Raw genomic sequence first — 19,094 nt, forward strand, 5'->3', positions numbered from 1 at the left:
TGTTTTTTACTGAATTAACCAAAGTGGTTTTATTATGAACTGCTTACCCTCTCACTGGGTTCGTCATGCTGGCTTAATGGTCGGCTTTTTTTGCTTTCAGGCAATGGCTTTTGCCAGCGAATACTCCACCCCACTTAAAGACATCTCTATCGATGAAAAATTAGACTACGCCATTGGCGAAGCGGTATTTCAAAAATTCTGGGTACCCTCACCCTCTTCAACCAGCGCCAGTGATGGCTTGGGGCCTCTTTACAACGCGCGTTCTTGCCACAGCTGCCATATCAATAATGGTCGCGGACATGCGCCCAACGCTAATATCAGCGGCACATCGGTGCCTTCCTTTTTGATTCGATTTGGGAAAACCTACCCCTCTCATTTAGCAATAGTGGATAAAGAGCCGTTAGACGAAACCATTTATCCGGCGATAGGGGATAAGCGTTATGGCCACCAGCTGCAAAGTCAAAGCTCAGCAGGGATTACTCCTGAAGGAGACTACCATTTAACCTATTCAAGAAAAATTGAAACCTTGGCAGATGGCACTCAAGTAACATTACGCAAGCCGACACTGCATTGGGACACTCTTAACTATGGGCCTCTTGACGATAAAACAGGAGTAACCACCTTTGTTGCGCCACCACTCGTCGGAATGGGCTTGCTGGGCGCTATAGACAACGACAGCATTATTAACAGTGCTGACCCTCAGGATCTAGACAAAGATGGCATCAGTGGTCGTGTTAGCTGGTTACCCTCTTCAGATGGCTCCGCGATTGTTGGGCGTTTCGGCTATAAAGCCTCTACGCCCAGCGTCAGTGCGCAAAACCAACAAGCGTTTAATATCGATATGGGGCTTTCAACGCCCGATTTGCCTTTTGCTTCTGGAGATTGCACAGACCTTCAACAGGAATGCATGACAAGCCCTAATGGCAATAGTCCACACTTAGACAATCTAGAGATTGATAAGCAGCAAATGTATCTTGTTAACCTGTTTGTTTCCTTGTCAAAACCGCCTTCTATGCGAAATCTGCAATCCTCGCGGTTTTTAGAAGGCAAAACTATTTTTGAAGAAAGCGGTTGTGTTAGCTGCCACACGCCAAAGCAAAAAACAGGACAGCAGGTTTCATTTACTGCCTTAAAGAATAAAACTTTTTACCCCTTTACCGACATGCTTCTGCACGATATGGGTCCAGACTTAGCCAGTGGCTTTCCAAGCTTCTCTGCATCGCCAAGGGAATGGCGAACAGCACCATTATGGGGAATAGGTCTGTCTGCTTCCGTATCAGGACGTGTTGGTTTCTTGCATGATGGTCGTGCAAGAACAATCGAAGAAGCCATACTTTGGCATGGCGGAGAAGCCAAACACAGTCAACAGGCTTATAAACAATTGGATAAAACACAAAGAGATACACTCATTTACTTTTTGGAGTCGCTGTAATGAAATACGTTCCAACATTGATCGCCCTTGCCCTCAGCACTGCCCCTATTTTTGCTTCTGCAGGGCAGTGGGAAGGCCCCCTTAACGGTGTAACAGAGCACATCATCAAAGACGGGTATGCTCAGTACGCGAACTCTTCTCAGACACTGCAACAAACGTCACAGGCCTTGTGTGCCAACCCGTCTGAGGAAACGCTAAACGAAGCCAAATCCGCCTTTCAAGCCAATGCCCTGGATTGGCAAAGAATGCAATGGTTGAACTTTGGGCCTGTTACCTATTTTATGCGTTATTACGCCTTTGAGTATTGGCCAGATAAAAAAGGCGTGACTCAACGTCAACTAAGAGCGCTTGCTCAAGGTGACCCTGCAGTGATGGATGCGCCAAAGTTTTGGACGTCCGCCAGTATCGCCGTGCGTGGCTTAACGGCAATCGAAAGCCTACTCTATCATCCTGACTTTCAACCTACTCAGTCTGCAACGCATTGCCAATTATTAGAGAAAGTGACAGCGCATCATCTTGATAGCGCCTCTGCTGTTGCGAAACAATGGCAAGAAAGCAAAGCTCAGGACTGGGTATTTGAAGAAGAAGGCGACAGTTTTGATCCAGAAAGAATGGCACTGGAACAATTTTTACAACAGTGGATCGAACACATGTCTGCTGTCAAAGATGCCAAGTTAGAGACACCGATTGGCTACAACACCCGCGAAAACCTAAAACTTGCGGAATTCTACCGCAGTGAGCTACCTCTGAAGGCAATACAAGCTAACTTGCAGTCTTACCGTGAGATATACCATTCAGGCTCACCATCACTGTATGACATCGCCAGCCAGGCCAATCCAGATGTTGCACAGCAGCTCGAAGAACAACTGATGCAAAACATCAAACTGGCTTTGCAATTACCAGAAGGCTTCTTCCAAACAGGCATGACGCAAGAAGAACGCGTTGAGCTGGCGAGACCTTTAGTGAAATCTATTTCCAACAGCCAAACCTACCTTTCCAGTTTGGTCACCAGCCTTGGCTTCCAAATTGGCTTTAACAGCAGAGATGGAGATTAATCATGTTATCTAGGCGATCTTTCCTCGCCTTAGGCGGTGTAGCGCTGAGCGCACCGTCATGGGCGGCAATGGCGCAAAACCCGCAAGATAATAAATTGTATGCCTCTGCGTATTCACTGAGCAAAGCAGAACACTACTTTGGTCTTTTCGATGCCAAGGGTGAGTTGATATGGTCTTCTCCTCTGACAGACAGAGCCCATGCACCAGTGATACACCCCAACCAAAGCGTCGTCGGTATTGTGGCCCGCCGCCCTGGTTTTTATATGGATTTCTTTGATGTATCAAGCAACCAAAGAATCCAACGTATTGAGCCGACTCAAGAACACCATTTTTATGGGCATGCGTTGTTTACAAGCGACGGAAAAAGACTGATCACGCAGGAAAATCATTACACAACGGGGCAAGGTAAAATCTTTGTACGGGCATGGCCAAGTGGTCAAATTCTTAACGTATTCAGCAGTAACGGCATCGGTCCTCACGAGTCCGTGTTCCTAAATGACAACGTTTTAGTGATTGCCAATGGCGGCCTCATGACGCACCCAGATGAAGACAGAGATATTTTGAATCTGGACACTATGAAGCCCAATGTCACCTATTTATCACTCAGCGATGGCAAGGTATTACATCAAGCGGAAAATGACGCATCACTGCATCAATTGAGCATTCGCCACCTTGATGTCAACTCAAAAGGGGATGTTGCGCTGGGTTTTCAGTATCAGGGTGAAATATGGGATCAAGTACCCTTGGTGGCACTTTCCCGTGTCGATCAAACAGAATTGGTTTATTTGCCCATTCCTGAAAATGTCAGGGTACGTTTCAATCAATATTGCGGCAGTGTTTGCTTTGATCAATCAGGCGAAATACTGGCCATCAGTACGCCTAGGGGCGGTTTTGTTGCCTACTGGCACGTAGAGTCAAAAACCTTCTTAGGGGTAGAAAACTGTCGAGATGTTTGCGGACTCGTTGCCACAGAGACACCTCATCAGTTCTTGCTTACCAGCGGGAGCGGCAAACAGTTACTGAACAATCCCGTCACAAATGACGCAAGTGTGCTTAAAAAACATGCAGGCATCCATTGGGATAATCATTTGAGAGCAATAAACGTTTGAATACAAACACAAAAGTCATTTGAAACGTGGTCACGACCCACGTTTTTAGGTAGTCTTAAAGTTGAGTTGCATTTTTGTGGACTCAACTTTTTCATTATTGAAGTAGATCGATGTGTACACTCATTTAATACAACGTTTATTTCCTAACAAATCGGCCTCTCAGACAGGGACGCAGGTTCACGCCACATCATCCGAACAAAAGACAAATCGGAAAATCGCTTCTTTAATTTTCTTAGTCAGTTTGTTCGTCGCAAGTGCTGCCATTCTTTTTCTAAACACGATCAGCTATGCCAGTACCTTTGCCATCAGCCTTTTATCTCTGCTGCCCGTTTTTGCACGGATCTTAATAAACACAAAAGCGTCTTTGGTCTCTGTTTGCTTAAATATTGGACTACTCAGTACTTTTATTTACCAAACAATCAGTCATAACCAGTTGGATACCGCAGCGTTTTATATCCAAACCTTGATACTGACCGCATTAAGCTTTATTTTGCCTGTTGTCGCCTCGCAGATTATTAAAAAGCTAGAGGACAACACGCAAAAGATTACCTCCCTACAGCAACGTCTAACAGACAACAGCAACTTATACGAAGCTTTTTTCCAACACACAGGCACGCCCTCTCTACTGTGTGATAAATCAGGTAAAATATTGAGAGCTAACCAGCTCGCAATGGACTTGCTTTGTTCCCCTTCAAGTGGACGCACAAAACCCACCAAAAGCCTAAGCGGATCAACGCTATCAGATTGGCTTACGCCAGCTCAACATTCGAATCAAAATCAACATTCGAGCCAAGCAAAGAAGACAAAAATACAATGGCGTGGCAACTCAGCAGAATGCGTGCTCAAGCATGACAACAGTATCAAAATTGATGTAAAAAAAAGTGCGATTTCCTACCGTCACTATCTTATTTTAAACCTACAGAACACCACAACACTTCGAACAGTCCAGCAAAAATTGGCCAACTCTCAACAAGAATTGATTCGCTCTCAACAGGCTCACAGTCGTCTTGCCCACTTCGATGCTTTGACACAATTACCTAACAGCAAGCATTTCTGCCAACAGGTAAACGATAAAATTACCGCGCAAAGTGATCACTTTACTGGTGCCATGTTTATTATTCGCATTAGTCAGTTCAAACTGCTGAACAAACGTTATGGGAAAAACAGTGCAAACCGGATTATTCAAGACTTCACCAGTGGTTTAAAGCATAAGCTGTCGAATGAAGCCATAATGGGACGTTTAAGAGGCATTAAATTTGCCTGCTTCGTGCCTGTTGGGCAGGCGTATTTGTTGCAACGGAATTTATCCACCCTCATCCGGTCTGTCCTACCAGATCAAGTGACGGTCAAAGGGGATACATTAAACATGGATTACCAAGTCGGCATCGCCTACTATCACTCCGATGGAAAGAACGCAGAAGAATTGCTTGAACACTGTGAAATGGCTTTGGAATACCCAGATAAAACCGACTGTTTGTCCTATTATGATCCAGGCTTAGAAAGACGCCTACTTGAAGAACACACGCTTGGCTTAACACTCGGCACGGCCATTAGAAACCGAGAAATTGAAGTTTGGCTACAGCCTCAAGTCACACCAGATGGCCAAATCCGTTCTTTCGAAGCACTGTCTCGATGGAACAATAATGGTCAGTTTATTCCCCCTAATATTTTTATTGGCATTGCTGAAACCTTAGGGCTACTCCCCTTGCTAGCAGAGAATATGGTGAAGGAACTGGTTAGCACACTGACTTACTGGCATGAAGAGAAAGTTCACACGCCGATCGCGTTCAACTTAGCGGGCCAAGAGCTGATGAACGATGCGTTCTTCGCTTTGCTGATGTCATTGGTCTCGGACAACCCTTGGTTAAGTGACATGCTAGAGCTGGAAATAACAGAGACCAGTCCGGTAATGACAAACCCTTTGATTCATAAGCGCTTAAGAAGTTTATCCCAATACGGCTACTCCATTGCGATTGATGACTTTGGTACAGGGCAAGCCTCATTAGGTCAGCTGATCGACATACCTGCCAACATCTTAAAAATTGACCGTCGCTTTATTGCCCCCTTACCGGATGACCAGCGCCACATGGATATTGTAAAATCGACCATGGCACTGGCCAATTCCCTTAATATGGACGTCATTGCTGAAGGCATAGAAACCAAAGAGCAAGCCGATTTATTGGTCTCATTAGGGTGTACTATCTTGCAAGGCTACTACTTCGCCAAACCTTCTCCTATGTCAGAATGGACAGCAGAAGGCAGTGCCAAAGCCAAGACATTACGTATGGTGTATTGACTGTCACGCAGTAAAGCCAACCGCATTTCATTAACTCGATCACCGTCTGCGATCATGATGTTATCATAAGTAATGTCGCCATCTTCGTTTGTATAATCCGTTTGCCATTTGTCTTCTAAGCGCTCCCTTATTTGTAGACACCAAGAGAAACAGTCAGTGTAATACTCAACATAACAGCCACAATGTAAGAGGTGATATTGCCTAGTGCTTGAAGCTGTGTTTTCATGGTTTTAAACGCAAATTTCGAGATTATCGTACGCAAATCGTGCGCATCCTCTAAACGTACAAACTGAACAACATTCATTGACACAGGAAGAGAAATAACATGAAGAGCATTGGTTTTCTTGGCCTAGGAATTATGGGCAAAGCAATGGCCGTTAATCTTATCAAAGCCGGATTTAATGTCACAGTATGGAATCGCAACCCTGCCAAAACAGACGAACTCGTCGCATTAGGTGCCGCTCACGGCAGCACACCCAAGGCAGTAGCAGAACAATGCGATCTAACTTTTGCTATGGTGTCTGATCCAGAAGCAGCGCTTGCTATTTGCCAAGGCAAAGAAGGCGTAGCAGCAGGGATTGGTGAAGGCCGTGGTTACATTGATATGTCAACAGTGGACGATACCACATCACAGGCGATCGCTCGCGCTATCACACAAGCCGGCGGTCGCTTCTTAGAGGCGCCAGTTTCTGGTACAAAGAAACCGGCAGAAGACGGTACTTTGATCATATTGGCAGCGGGAGATGAATCTCTATACCAAGACGCCTTGCCCGCTTTTGAAGTAATGGGAAAAATGTCACCCTACTTAGGTGAAGTTGGCCAAGGTGCTAACATGAAGCTGGTGGTCAATATGATGATGGGCGGAATGCTAAGCATCTTCAGTGAGGGGCTGTCTTTGGGGCTTAAAGCCGGTCTGACAGGTGATCAAATCTTGGATGTTGTCGGTGCTGGCGCCATGGCAAACCCGATGTTTGCAGGCAAAGGCGCTATGTTGCTTAATGAAAACTACACCACAAGCTTTCCATTAAAACACATGCAAAAAGACATGCGCTTGGCAGTGGCTCTTGGTGATAAGTTGGACCAGCCTATGCCAACCGCGGCCATTGCTAATGAAGCGTTTAAGCAAGCGCTAAAAGCGGGCTTTGGTGATGAAGACATCGCTGCAATTTATAAAACCGTAAAATAGCCTGACTGTTTTAGATAAACGTATCATGGTTTTGTAATCTAACCATGATACGTGTTGGGCTTTGACATAAGTGGCTCTCATTCAGTTTTGAATAAGCGCCACTTTTTTAGTACCTAAAAGCACTACGCTCTAACCGTTAATCTGTCGTTTAGAACTTATATTCCGTACTTAATCGGATATCACGCCCAACTTCTCTTCGGTAATTGTCACTCGTTTGAAAGTCACCACCTACAAGCGTCGTATGAGGAGCGTAGTATTTATTGGTTAGATTATGAACTGCCGCATAGAAGGCCCAAGGAGAGTTCTGGCTGGGTTGGTACATAGCACTGATATCGTGAACAGCATACCCACCTCTTTTCAGCTGATCATTATCAATGCCTGCCACACCCGTGACGGTGTAGTCTAGCGTCAAACCTTCCATCACTTCCATTCCCGCATTAAGGACAACTTTTTTGCTATCAAAACCCGCTATGCGTCGAATGGTGAGAGGCTCACCCGCTGACTCAATCGTGGTGTTGGTATCCAAGTCCATATAAGCGATCGATGCATGATAATCATCAATGAAGTAACTCACTTTAAGCTCATAGCCCTCTGAAATATTCGTTTCATCACTGTTCACCATGTCCGTCAGAGCAATACCGGCTTCGCCCGCTACGCTGGTTTTACCGCCTTTATTCGTGAGACCGGATTTCGATAGAATCACATCATCAATTTCTGTTCGAAAAATACTGGCCTCAAACATAAAGGTGTCTTTCGATTTGAATAAACTGCCTTGTGTGAAGTTGTAACCAATTTCAGAGCGTGCCGATTTTTCAGCTTTTAGATCTGAGGAATAGCGGTAGCCATCAGCAACGTGCATCATCCACGTAAAAGGAATGGTTCCGGTCATTCTCGACGCTTGGCCGTAGTTTGCATAGACATTTGATCGTTGATTTATTTGATAACTTACACCAAGGTTGGGTGAAAGCGTACTATCAGACTCCTCTCCTAGCCCGGTTTCTAAGTTGTAGTCATCCCACCTTACACCGTAGCTAATATCAAAATCATTGACGGAAGTGACCGCCTGCAAGAACAATGCTTTACTATCAGAGTCGATCTGAGCGTAGCCTGAATTTACATCGAGGCCATTCTCATCTTTGTAGGTACTGCCTGTTTCTTGGTCGGATGTTGAGGATTCATCGTCAATTTGAAAGCCAATGGTTAAATCGCTTTTCATTGAGCTTGTATCGAAATAAAAGACATTTTGTACTTTTAAACCAATATTGTCATTCTCGTACTCATTTTCTGCATCCACACGATCCACTAAGATGTTGGTAAAATAAAGATTGGTGTCGAGATTAAGAAGTTGCCCTTCGCTGTAACGGTGCTGAAGCCCATACGTTGTGGTGGTAGAGGAAATCTCTTCAAGTGACGCTGGATCGACATTAAGACCTTTGTCACTACCAGTACGTCCCCATTGCATTTCACCGCTGTTGGAATTTTGATTGAAGGTCGCTGACAGGTCATGACCATTCATATCATCCGCGTTAAATTTTAAAAAGTAGTTTCGGTCGTCATACGCGGTACCCAACATTTCTTGATCGTTACCGTCTTCGTAATTCTCACTGTTTACACCAGAGGCCGAAAAAACCACCCCAAAGTCTTCATCAAAAACACTATACGCGGTTAAAGCACCTAATTTAGATTGTGTGTTACTGTTATAACCCGCTTTAACACGACCGCCACTTGTTTTGTCATCTTCAACAAAATCTTTAGCGTCTTTCGTCGTCATCGATAAAGCGCCACCGAGTGCTCCGGCATTTGAGGCATCGGGGGCAGTTTGAACGTCCACAACCTTCAAAATGTCTGGGTTAATGCCGAGTTCATTACCTCGATGTTGGAAGATATTCTTACCCTGCGTCGCGCCATCAAGCGTAATATCCAATGTCGAGCTTTCTACACCTCTGACATAAATACGTTTGGCATTTGACGCACCGCCACCCGCAACATCGACAGACGGCTCATTTTTCAATGTGTCAAAAAAGGAATTGGCTTGTTGCAGTTGCTTTTGCCCAAGATCAATTTTTTCTGACCCCACTTCCTGTTGCCCCATAACGACGACTGGCTCAAGCTCAGTCCACTCACCCTGATCTTCCGCAAAAACTAACCCTGGCATAACAGCAAATGTCACTGACAACGCTGTTGATAGAACCGTGTAACTCATGTTCAAAATCACTCTCCAATTTGTGAAAACTTTACTAAAAAAATAGACATAACGATATTTCGCAATGTTATATCGTAACAATAAGTAAATTGTCAAATTATTCATTCTTTTAGCAATGATAATCAAAGAAGGTGACGCACAAAAAAGCACCCACCAGGCCATTTAACGTGTTAAATGTCCAAGCAGGTGCTTATAAATAGAAACGAAGGAGAGAGTGTGAGGTCCAACTTATCGAAGTCATGGGTGATTAAGCCATAATCACCCACTCTAGAACCGTCTGTTTGTAACGTATTATGCCAGTTTTAAACGCTTACCCAGCCAGTTACCTCCGACTCCCCCTGCGACCATAACCACCAAGAAGACCCAGCCTGACAAAGAAAAGTTAGCGATAGGCGTAAACAACGCACCAACGTTACAACCATTGGCGAAACGAGTACCAAGTCCCATCGCTAAGCCAGCAATAATTAACATGCCCGCTTCTCTACCGCTTAGACGAAGTCGGGACATGCCTTTCACAAAGCGTCCACCCAATAATAGGGACACAATGGATCCGAGCATGATACCCATATTTTGCACATTAACCGGATGATCAAAGAAAGGCATCGTAAATTGCCCAACAGGTCTATGGGTAAACTCTGCAATGGCAAGAGGATCAACACCCACAGCAATTAAGATGCGTCCTACCCAAAGACCGAAAGGTGTTGATGCGCCCCACCCCGAGCCTGTTACGCCCATCAGCAAAGTAAACAGAATAACAATCGCAGCCACGCCCATGCCCATTGACCAGCGTTTTACAAATAACGCCTCGTATGTTTTAAAGCTGAAGAAAGGGTGTGCAGCAAAATCATGAGGAAGGTTGTCTGTTTGCTCTTTCTCAGAAGCCGCACCTATATAAGTGTCGTTTAAACGGCGGTTACGCTCATACCGGTGTGCCAACCAACTCACGATTCCAGCAAACAAGATGGTTAAAAGGATAGCGCCCAAGTAACCATCCATCGGTGTGTTGGCAAAAAGATCAGGTAAATAGACGCCTTTACCTTCATACGTTGCGGTTGAAACAACACTTTCTCGTATCCAGCTCTCTTGCGCTTGCATGGGAAAACCAAGAAATACACCGCCGCCAAAGCTTGCCAAAACAAGTGCAGGACGCATCAGACTGCTCGAAAAATAGGTCAACACGCCTGACGCACAGCAGCTTGCAAAAGACATCCCAAAACCAAACATCAATCCGCCTAGGATCAAACCGGCGTTAATGGGGTTGACCCATAAATTCATATCAAGCGGGTTTTGATTGTACAAAAAAGCCGTTGACGCAATGGCGGTTACGGTGAACATAAGCATCAAAGCACGCATTAAACGGGTGGAGCCGGAACGAATGGCTCTGTTCACACTGCCCGCAAAACCCAATGCGGAACGAGTTAACGCATAACCAAGGCCAAGACCAATCATCAACCTAAAAAAGATAGACGAATCGAGCGCCACACTTCCAATTACCACTACCATTGCGAGCAACAAAAAGCCGCTAATGTATTCTTTTGTGTTCATAATGACTATCCGACCTTTAGACAAAACGTCTTTTACAGTGCAGTATTTTATATCTGCATTCATAAAAAACGGCCATTCTAAAGCAACGCTAGGCAACAACAAGATAAGGTTAATACCAAATCTGCATAAGCTAATAGCGAAGTTACTCGATCGGATAGTGTCTTATTACTTGACCTTCTTCACACTACGAAATACCGCAATACCAAGCATGGCGAGAACAATAGACAGCAAGGGGTTGATCCAGTTTAATAATGCCCATGGTGCATAGTCCAACACACTGACACCAAGCGTGGAAGCAAAAAAAGCCCCACCGGTTGTCCATGGAATCAAAGCCGTTGTCAGTGTCGCGCCTTCCTCCAATGAGCGAGATAACATCTTTCTATCCAAACCATGATCATCGTAGGCTTTTGAATATAATTGCCCTCCTAAAATGATGGTCATATAGGCTTCGCCCATTGTCATGTTGCCAATAAAACAACTGATAATGGTGGTCGCAACCAGTGTTGAAGCACGTTTAACGTTAACCAAAATAGTGCTGATCAGTACCAATAAAAAACCAAAATGACTTAGGATTCCACCCAAGGCAAGCGCCATAACCGCCAGAGAGAAGGTCCACATCATTGATGATATGCCCCCTCTAGAAAATAAGTTATTAAGCGTGTCTATTCCTGTTTCAAATGTGCCGCCCGAATACAGAGCGTTTAATACTTCAGTGAAGTTCGCACCCTGCACAACAATGGCAATGATCACCGCAACAATTGCAGCACTTAACATCGAGACTTCTGCACTGATTTTTTTAAAGCTCATTACGAGCATCACAATAAATGGCAGTAAACAAAGAAAAGACACTGTGTACGTGTTTTTAATCCCTAACAACATGGCTTCGAGGGTTGCACTTGGTAAGGGCTGACTGGCATATTGCAGCCCTACAAAGGCAAAAATAACCAGAGAAATAAGGTAGGTTGGTAACGTAGTGACTAACATGCTCTTTATGTGACCATAAAGGTCGGTGCCGGAAGACATAGCAGCCAGGTTCGTAGTATCTGAAACTGGCGACATTTTATCGCCGAAACACGCCCCTGAAATCACCATACCCGCCACGATGGGTAAGGGTATGCCCATCACTTCACCAATTCCCATCAACACAACCCCTGCTGTTCCGACCGTCCCCCAACTGGTTCCCGTTGCAACAGACATAAAACTACAAAGAATCAACCCAGCGGGAAGGAAAATAGCGGGGGATATGATATTTAACCCATAGTAGATAAGGGATGCGACGGTTCCACTTTGAATAAACGCAGCGATTAATACGCCAATCAGAATGAAAATATACAAAGCTGGCAGCGCTTTAAAAATACCCTTATTCATCGCGTCTCGAATGCCAGTGAAACCATTTTCACTCAATCGGAACGCGCTCACACCAGCAATGATCAGTGAAATCAACATAAGACTGTGAAGACTGGCTTTTAGATAGAACAAGCCTATACCAATAACAGCAACAATAAGCAGAAAGGTTAGTAAAGAGTGGGTAAACGACGGGGTATGACTCGATTTATTCATCAGCGCTTCCTTAAATGCTGAAACAGGGACATCAGAATAACAGTAAAAAAAAGCTTTATATAGACAAAAACTAATTAAGATTTTTTATATGTTAAATCGGGTAAAAAACCAAGTCACTGACAGACATAACATGGCCCAATGTGAATGGACTTCCCAGAGTTTGCTAGACAGTGGAAACTTCTAAAAAAACACTTTTCTTCGAACTAAGCATGGCTTTCGTTCCTAAAGAAGCTATTAAGCATGCCCTAGCACATAGGCTGAAAGCCCAAGTAAAGGACGCCTACCAGCGTGGGGATTTGTTACAAAAAAGAAGACTACTTATGGAAGATTGGTTTAAAGAGACTGCTTAGCTAGCACGTTACAAATATCATTCAGTCATACTAGATCTCTCTAACCACCCACACACCATTTTTCTTAGGGCCTTCGTACTCCAAGCGCCCTTCATGCTTTAACTTTGAAACCGCACGCTCTACAGCACTCACAGAACGACCGATTTGATTAGCAACATCGACAAGAGCTAAGCTTGGAGATTCTTTTAAAACTTCTAGTATTTGATCTGCTGTTTTTACCCGCGTTTTATCCTTCATTTCTACCCGCGTTTTTTCTTCTGACTGAATTGCTTCTGTAAGTGACTCGTTAATAGCAGATAACAAAAACTCAATAAAAACACTGCAATCAGATTTGGCGTCTGCTTCTCGAAGTGAATGATAGTATTCTTCTTGCCTTGCTTTGATAACTGTTTCTACTGGCAAAAAGGCAAGCAAAGGATGCCAGCGTTTTAATACTAATGTTTGCCAAAAACGTCCTATACGGCCATTTCCATCACTAAACGGGTGAATAAATTCGAATTCATAGTGAAATGCTGCAGAGGCAATTAGAGGATGTGCATCAGTCTTTTTCAACCAATCCATTAGTTGAATCATGAGTCGAGGGACTTGGTTCGCTGGTGGTGCCATATGAACTAATTGATCGCCACGGTAGATACCAGCACCACCATTACGCCATTGTCCGGCGTCCGTTAGCAGCCCTTTCATCATAATGGCATGCGCTTTAAGCAAGTCATCACCACTTGTTTCATTCCATTTATCCATCGATTCATAAACAGCGAAGGCGTTATGAACTTCTTGAATCTCTTTTGGTGAACCAAGGACAGCCTTACCATCAACTAGAGCGGTAACTTGCTCTAACGATAAAGTATTCTGTTCAACGGCAAGAGAAGCCTGGATAGTACGTATGCGGTTTTCTTTTCTTAACTTAGGAACAAGCTTATCTTTATTCGTTGCCGTCCACTCACCTACTTGCTGAGAAATTTCAGCAACCAAACGTATCATGGAGTGTGTTAGTTCAAATGGTGGCGAATACGGCATATGAAAGCTGTTCCTATTTTTAAGCGGTAGCGATGATTTTATGCTATTTCATGTTTGATTTTATAATTAAATCATTGATAAGAAATAAATTCTTTAGTCTTTTGTAGACAACAGCACCTTATTCTCACCAGACCTTTGGTAGATCTTGCCATTTTGTAGTGTAGCTTGGTAACAGGTACTCTCGCTTCATTGCCCAGGCTGGTGAAACATCTTGTGAAGCAAAGAATACGCCCCCAGTCCGCTGTGGCTTATACGGAAATGGGCGTTACTTGATGATGGTCGAAACAAGTCTTCTTGGAATGTTCCATACTCATAAAAGCCAGAGAGGATGACACCGGCTTTGGCATAGCGAAAACCTTCCCTATAAATCTGCTGAAAGATTGCTTCGGTGACTTCTAATAGGTCTCTTGTATTGTCTGTTAAAAAAGGTTTAAACCAACTGTGCAGACATAGGGGTTAAAAAGAACGATATAATAGAAAAATTTATAAAAAGTGCATACATTGAAGAAGGATTAGACACAAAAAAAACGAACAGAAGCTAATCTATTCGGTTTCTATTGATGTACTTTTTGATGTACAAATTCTAGAAACACTCTGTAACCCATGATTCTAGAGGGATAATGGCGGTGGGTAAGAGATTCGAACTCTTGATGCCTTTCGACATACACGCTTTCCAGGCGTGCTCCTTCGGCCACTCGGACAACCCACCGTAATAAGTCACTTTCCCTAGCGCTTAATTTGTGTGGCGTATAATAATCACGATGCTTTATGATTGCAATACGTTTTTTAATTTCGCGTTTAAAATTAATCCTTTACCCAGGTTAACAAGGAATCAATGTCGACGTCAGGTTTAGATTCAACGGCATTTTTAGGGGTGCCGATATAAATTAGACCAATGATTTGATCGTTTGCTTCTAATGCCAGTAGCTCTTTTGTTTTCTCTGTAAAGCAAGCAGGACCACTTCGCCATATTGCACCGTAACCAAGGGCGTCGACACCAAGCAGTACTTGCTGAGCCACAGCCGATGCCGCCATGATTTGCTCAATCGCCGGCACTTTAGGGTGGTCTTGTATATGGGCATAAATAAGCAACACCGCAGGTGACCGAAACGCTTTGCGTACAAAAGCGTCTTCTTTGTCTTTTGGAAGAGACGCTACTTCTGACAACGCATGTTGCCAATAGACTTGCCCCAATGCATTACGCCCTTCTCCTTCAAAGATACGAAAGCGCCACGGTTTCAAATTTCCATGATCGGCCGCGCGTGACGCAGCGCTCAAAATACCTCGCCATTCGTCTTCAGAAGGTGACGGCGCCTCAAGCGCGGCATGCGACACACGATTACGCATAAATTCGATAAATTCCTGACCCATTGACTGTCTCCTAAATAATGATGCCCTGTGAAGATAGTATAAAGATTCATGAACCGCTTCAACAAAACAAAAAACCGAATGAGCCCCCTCTAATGTCGGGTGCTGCATTCGGTTTTTAACACTTTAACTAAGATTTCTCCTAGTAAAAGCCGTGTTTTGTTTACATAGCCGCTTTGAAGATAGCGACAACCTCTTCATGAGTAGGTTGAATCGGATTTGTAAAACCACAAGCGTCTTTCATAGCGTTTGTTGCCAAGGTTGCAAAGTCTTCTTCTTTAGCACCAAGATCTGTTAAACCAGCGGGTATGTTCACGCTTTGTGATAAAGAAACGATCGCAGCAATCGCAGCATCCGCCCCTTCCTTATCTGACAAGTCAACGGCATTAACACCCAATGCGGTACCAATGACCTTTAATCGTGGCGCAGCCACTTGTGTGTTATAACGCTGCACATGTGGTAATAAGACCGCGTTACAAACACCATGAGGCAAGTCGTAAAAACCACCCAATTGATGCGCCATGGCATGTACGTAACCGAGCGACGCATTGTTAAACGCCATTCCAGCTAAGAACTGAGCGTAAGCCATGTTTTCACGAGCTACCATGTTAGTACCATTGTGGACAGCTTCGTGAAGATTATCTCTAATCAACTCAATCGCTTTAATAGCACATGCATCGGTAATGGGGTCTGCCGCTGTTGATACATAAGCTTCGACAGCGTGGGTCAACGCGTCCATACCCGTTGCAGCGGTCAACGACGCTGGCATACCAGCCATTAGTCGAGGATCGTTAACAGATAACAATGGTGTTACATTTTGATCAACAATGGCCATTTTAATATGACGGTCTTGGTCCGTAATGATACAGAAGCGCGTCATTTCAGAAGCGGTACCTGCTGTTGTGTTGATACTAATAAGTGGCAGCTGTGCTTTTTTAGAGACGTCAACCCCTTCGTAATCACTGATGTGACCACCGTTAGTAGCCACCAAAGCAATCCCTTTCGCACAGTCATGAGCAGACCCACCACCCAAAGACACAACACAATCACATTTATTCGCGTGTAATACGTCAAGACCTGCATTGACGTTATTAACGGTTGGATTTGGCTGCACACCGTCAAATACGGCGCTTTGTATATTACGCTCTTCTAGCAACCCTTTTACTTCATCGGTTACACCAAGCTTGGTCATTCCTGGATCGGTAACAATTAATACTTGTTTAAAACCAAAGTTCTCAATCTGTGAAATAGCATCATTTAGTGCGCCTTCACCCATGATGTTAACTGCAGGGATATAAAATGTACTGCTCATAGTGCTTTCTCCTTGTTGTTTTTGTGGTTACTCCAACCACTCAGATAGTTTTACACCCTTTCACTAAATAAATCATGACATATCTCAAATTTTGGCCATATTAGCCCGAGTTATCCGTATCACTTCTTTAATGATCTTTACCCGCGTAAAAGTAACTTGACTGCTTTTTAACATTTTTTAAAAAAAAGATTCGACTTTTCATTTTGTTAGTGTAATATGCGCTTCGTCTTCACGGGGTAGCCGTTTTAAGTTTTTATTTAAAGCAGTTATGACTTGAAGAAAAAAATTAAGTCATTGTTTAGTATGGTTTAATTTGTATGGAGTGGTAGTTCAGTTGGTTAGAATACCTGCCTGTCACGCAGGGGGTCGCGGGTTCGAGTCCCGTCCATTCCGCCATTTTTATAATGGCAAACTATGAGTTGGGTGTGTAGCTCAGTTGGGAGAGCGTCGCCCTTACAAGGCGAATGTCGGGAGTTCGAACCTCTCCACACCCACCACTAACTAGACAGTGGGTTTACTTAAAAGGTAAATAGGAGTCCTAGAATGTGTTGGAGTGGTAGTTCAGTTGGTTAGAATACCTGCCTGTCACGCAGGGGGTCGCGGGTTCGAGTCCCGTCCATTCCGCCATTTTTATAATGGCAAAACAGCGAGTTGGGTGTGTAGCTCAGTTGGGAGAGCGTCGCCCTTACAAGGCGAATGTCGGGAGTTCGAACCTCTCCACACCCACCACTAACTAGACAGTGGGTTTATTTAATTGATAAACAAGAGTCCTAGAATGTGTTGGAGTGGTAGTTCAGTTGGTTAGAATACCTGCCTGTCACGCAGGGGGTCGCGGGTTCGAGTCCCGTCCATTCCGCCATTTTTATAATGGTAAAACAACGAGTTGGGTGTGTAGCTCAGTTGGGAGAGCGTCGCCCTTACAAGGCGAATGTCGGGAGTTCGAACCTCTCCACACCCACCAGTTCTTATTATTTTTTATCTTCCACTAACTATATCTAAATAGTTGATAAATAAGAATTTCATATTTATAAATATTCTAAATTTTTTTCTTTTCTCTGTTAACTAAAAAATTTAGACTTGACTAAATTTATTATGTGGCGAATCTTTGACCACTGCGTGATCATTCCTAATATACTATCTCTCTTTATTTTCTATAAAACAGCCACTTTTCTTATTTTGTGGGTGCTTTTTGACTTTCGCTTGTTTTGGTCTGAAAAAAAATCATGACGTTTGTGGTTACAAACTTTCTGTTGGTCAAAATCGGCACATTAGCCAAAAACCTTGTCGTCAAGTATTCCTTAGAATACACAAATATTCAAACCGAACTGGAAACTCCATAGACATGGAGCTGGTATTGCCCGGAACAAACACATTATAGAAAGTGCCGACAAAGGGTACGGTTTTTCTTTCCCAGCTTTTGGATAGAAGGACTCAATCACCGCTTCAAGCCGATCACACGGCATCAGGTTATCTATTCGAGTCAAGAAAATCTTTTTGCGTGTTTTACGACATTTGTTGTTAAACTCAAAAACACCTCACGTTGAGCTCCATCATTATTTCTTTAACAAAGCTTAAAGAACCTTTCATTGACGCTCTTTCCCATTATGATAACCTTAACGTGATTAAAAACTATTCTCAAAAACTATTGATATGTCAATTTTTAAAAGGGCTATGTGATGCCATCTAAACACTTAAAAACGTTACTTTTCAGCTTCACTCTTATGGCTGTAGGAACGACATCAGCAATCGCGAAAACATACCAACACAGCCTTGGTACTATTGATATTGATAATGTCCCGCAACGTGTCATCGTACTGGGTTTTGGTAGCCTCGATTTTGTCAACGTGCTAGGTATCGAGCCTATAGCGATACCAAAGAAATTACTGCCTGAAAACTTAGCAAAATACAAAGCAGATAAATACACCAATACCGGCAGCCTTCAAGAAGCCAACTATGAAACACTTTTTACATTAAAGCCTGATCTGATTATTGCTGAAGCTCGCATGGCAGCCCTTTATAAAGATTTGAACGATATTGCACCTGTCTACATGTATAAAATTGACAGTCAAAATTACTGGGAAACCACTAAGCATCACTGGAATAACCTTAGTGAAATTTTCGACAAAGAAGAGAGAGGTAAAGAGCTTATTTCTAACGTACAAACCAAAATCGATGCGTTAAAATCAAAAAGCACAGCCACTCCACTAAAAGCCATGACGGTTATGAGCAACGGTGGCAATATCACATCATTTGGCCCTATTAGCCGCTTCTCTTTTGTGTATCAGGAAGCAGGATTTAAAACATCGAAATCGGTGAATGTAGAAGCCGAATCCCGTACACACGGCGATCTCATCTCCTTTGAATACATCGCCGATGCACAACCAGATGTTTTATTGGTATTAGACCGTGACCAAGCCATTGGCAGAGCAACAGGTAAAGCAAAAGAAATGTTTGCAAACAACCTTGTTGAATCAACACCTGCAGCAAAAAATGAACGTATCACGTATATTGATCCTGTTGCTTGGTACTTGTCTTCAGGCGGTTATCACTCAACAAACGTAATGATTGATGATTTAATGAAAGCTTATAATTAATCTCATCATTGAGTGCTAGCCAGATATACCATGATGCATGGTTTATCTGGCTATTTACGTTTTTGCC

14 protein-coding genes and 7 tRNA genes are annotated in these 19,094 nt (G+C 43.6%); 12 read left to right on the top strand and 9 right to left on the bottom strand.

Annotation, left to right across the window (positions count from 1 at the left end):
• The first annotated feature begins 34 nt into the window (after positions 1-34).
• The 5 genes from LG368_RS00885 (at position 35) to LG368_RS00905 (ending at position 7,078) form a co-directional block, all read left to right on the top strand.
• On the top strand, positions 35-1,432 hold the full coding sequence (locus LG368_RS00885; RefSeq protein WP_226752849.1) for a di-heme oxidoreductase family protein: 1,398 nt from the start codon (positions 35-37) through the stop codon (positions 1,430-1,432).
• The gene (locus LG368_RS00890) at positions 1,432-2,487 is read left to right on the top strand and encodes an imelysin family protein (RefSeq protein ID WP_226752850.1); all 1,056 of its coding nucleotides are present in this window, start codon (positions 1,432-1,434) and stop codon (positions 2,485-2,487) included. The genes LG368_RS00885 and LG368_RS00890 overlap by 1 nt, the downstream gene beginning before the upstream one ends.
• 2 nt (positions 2,488-2,489) lie before the next feature.
• Entirely contained in the window at positions 2,490-3,596 is a 1,107-nt protein-coding gene (locus LG368_RS00895) for a DUF1513 domain-containing protein (protein ID WP_226752851.1), read from the top strand.
• 112 nt (positions 3,597-3,708) lie between these two features.
• Positions 3,709-5,892: an EAL domain-containing protein gene (locus tag LG368_RS00900; RefSeq protein WP_226752852.1), complete on the top strand. Its 2,184-nt coding sequence runs from the start codon at positions 3,709-3,711 to the stop codon at positions 5,890-5,892.
• Between the two features lie 325 nt (positions 5,893-6,217).
• The gene (locus tag LG368_RS00905; RefSeq protein WP_226752853.1) at positions 6,218-7,078 is read left to right on the top strand and encodes an NAD(P)-dependent oxidoreductase; all 861 of its coding nucleotides are present in this window, start codon (positions 6,218-6,220) and stop codon (positions 7,076-7,078) included.
• Between the two features lie 148 nt (positions 7,079-7,226).
• Here the strand turns inward: LG368_RS00905 and LG368_RS00910 are convergent, their stop codons facing one another.
• The 9 genes from LG368_RS00910 to yiaY all read right to left on the bottom strand — a co-directional run bounded on the left by LG368_RS00910 (position 7,227) and on the right by yiaY (position 16,433).
• A complete protein-coding gene (locus tag LG368_RS00910; protein ID WP_226753019.1) occupies positions 7,227-9,281 on the bottom strand; it encodes a TonB-dependent receptor domain-containing protein in 2,055 nt (684 codons plus the stop codon).
• 291 nt (positions 9,282-9,572) lie between these two features.
• Positions 9,573-10,826, bottom strand: a complete 1,254-nt coding sequence (locus LG368_RS00915; RefSeq protein ID WP_226752854.1) for a YeeE/YedE family protein — start codon at positions 10,824-10,826, stop codon at positions 9,573-9,575.
• 165 nt (positions 10,827-10,991) lie between these two features.
• Positions 10,992-12,386, bottom strand: coding sequence for a Na+/H+ antiporter NhaC (nhaC, locus tag LG368_RS00920; RefSeq protein ID WP_226752855.1), 1,395 nt, complete (start codon positions 12,384-12,386; stop codon positions 10,992-10,994).
• Between the two features lie 380 nt (positions 12,387-12,766).
• Entirely contained in the window at positions 12,767-13,753 is a 987-nt protein-coding gene (locus LG368_RS00925; RefSeq protein WP_226752856.1) for a Fic family protein, read from the bottom strand.
• A gap of 124 nt (positions 13,754-13,877) precedes the next feature.
• A complete protein-coding gene (locus LG368_RS15605; protein WP_226753020.1) occupies positions 13,878-13,943 on the bottom strand; it encodes a DUF4113 domain-containing protein in 66 nt (21 codons plus the stop codon).
• Positions 13,940-14,200, bottom strand: coding sequence for a DinB/UmuC family translesion DNA polymerase (locus LG368_RS15560; RefSeq protein WP_338086291.1), 261 nt, complete (start codon positions 14,198-14,200; stop codon positions 13,940-13,942). The genes LG368_RS15605 and LG368_RS15560 overlap by 4 nt, the downstream gene beginning before the upstream one ends.
• Positions 14,201-14,374: 174 nt before the next feature.
• Positions 14,375-14,462, bottom strand: a tRNA-Ser gene (locus LG368_RS00935).
• Between the two features lie 95 nt (positions 14,463-14,557).
• Complete coding sequence (locus LG368_RS00940) at positions 14,558-15,124, bottom strand: nitroreductase family protein (protein ID WP_226752857.1); 567 nt, start codon at positions 15,122-15,124, stop codon at positions 14,558-14,560.
• Between the two features lie 160 nt (positions 15,125-15,284).
• Positions 15,285-16,433, bottom strand: a complete 1,149-nt coding sequence (gene yiaY, locus LG368_RS00945) for an L-threonine dehydrogenase (protein WP_226752858.1) — start codon at positions 16,431-16,433, stop codon at positions 15,285-15,287.
• Between the two features lie 319 nt (positions 16,434-16,752).
• Between yiaY and LG368_RS00950 the strand changes: the two genes are divergently transcribed.
• The 7 genes from LG368_RS00950 to LG368_RS00985 all read left to right on the top strand — a co-directional run bounded on the left by LG368_RS00950 (position 16,753) and on the right by LG368_RS00985 (position 19,027).
• A tRNA-Asp gene (locus LG368_RS00950) sits at positions 16,753-16,829 on the top strand.
• A gap of 25 nt (positions 16,830-16,854) precedes the next feature.
• A tRNA-Val gene (locus LG368_RS00955) sits at positions 16,855-16,930 on the top strand.
• Positions 16,931-16,983: 53 nt separating this feature from the next.
• Positions 16,984-17,060, top strand: a tRNA-Asp gene (locus tag LG368_RS00960).
• 26 nt (positions 17,061-17,086) lie between these two features.
• Positions 17,087-17,162, top strand: a tRNA-Val gene (locus tag LG368_RS00965).
• A 53-nt stretch (positions 17,163-17,215) separates the two neighbouring features.
• Positions 17,216-17,292: transfer RNA gene (locus LG368_RS00970), tRNA-Asp, on the top strand.
• A gap of 26 nt (positions 17,293-17,318) precedes the next feature.
• Positions 17,319-17,394, top strand: a tRNA-Val gene (locus LG368_RS00975).
• Positions 17,395-18,109: 715 nt separating this feature from the next.
• Positions 18,110-19,027 carry a siderophore ABC transporter substrate-binding protein gene (locus LG368_RS00985; protein WP_226752859.1) on the top strand — a complete coding sequence of 306 codons (918 nt, stop codon included), beginning with the start codon at positions 18,110-18,112 and terminating at the stop codon, positions 19,025-19,027.
• Positions 19,028-19,094: the final 67 nt, after the last annotated feature.

It is taken from the genome of Marinomonas algarum (assembly GCF_020532605.1).
Classification (GTDB): domain Bacteria; phylum Pseudomonadota; class Gammaproteobacteria; order Pseudomonadales; family Marinomonadaceae; genus Marinomonas; species Marinomonas algarum.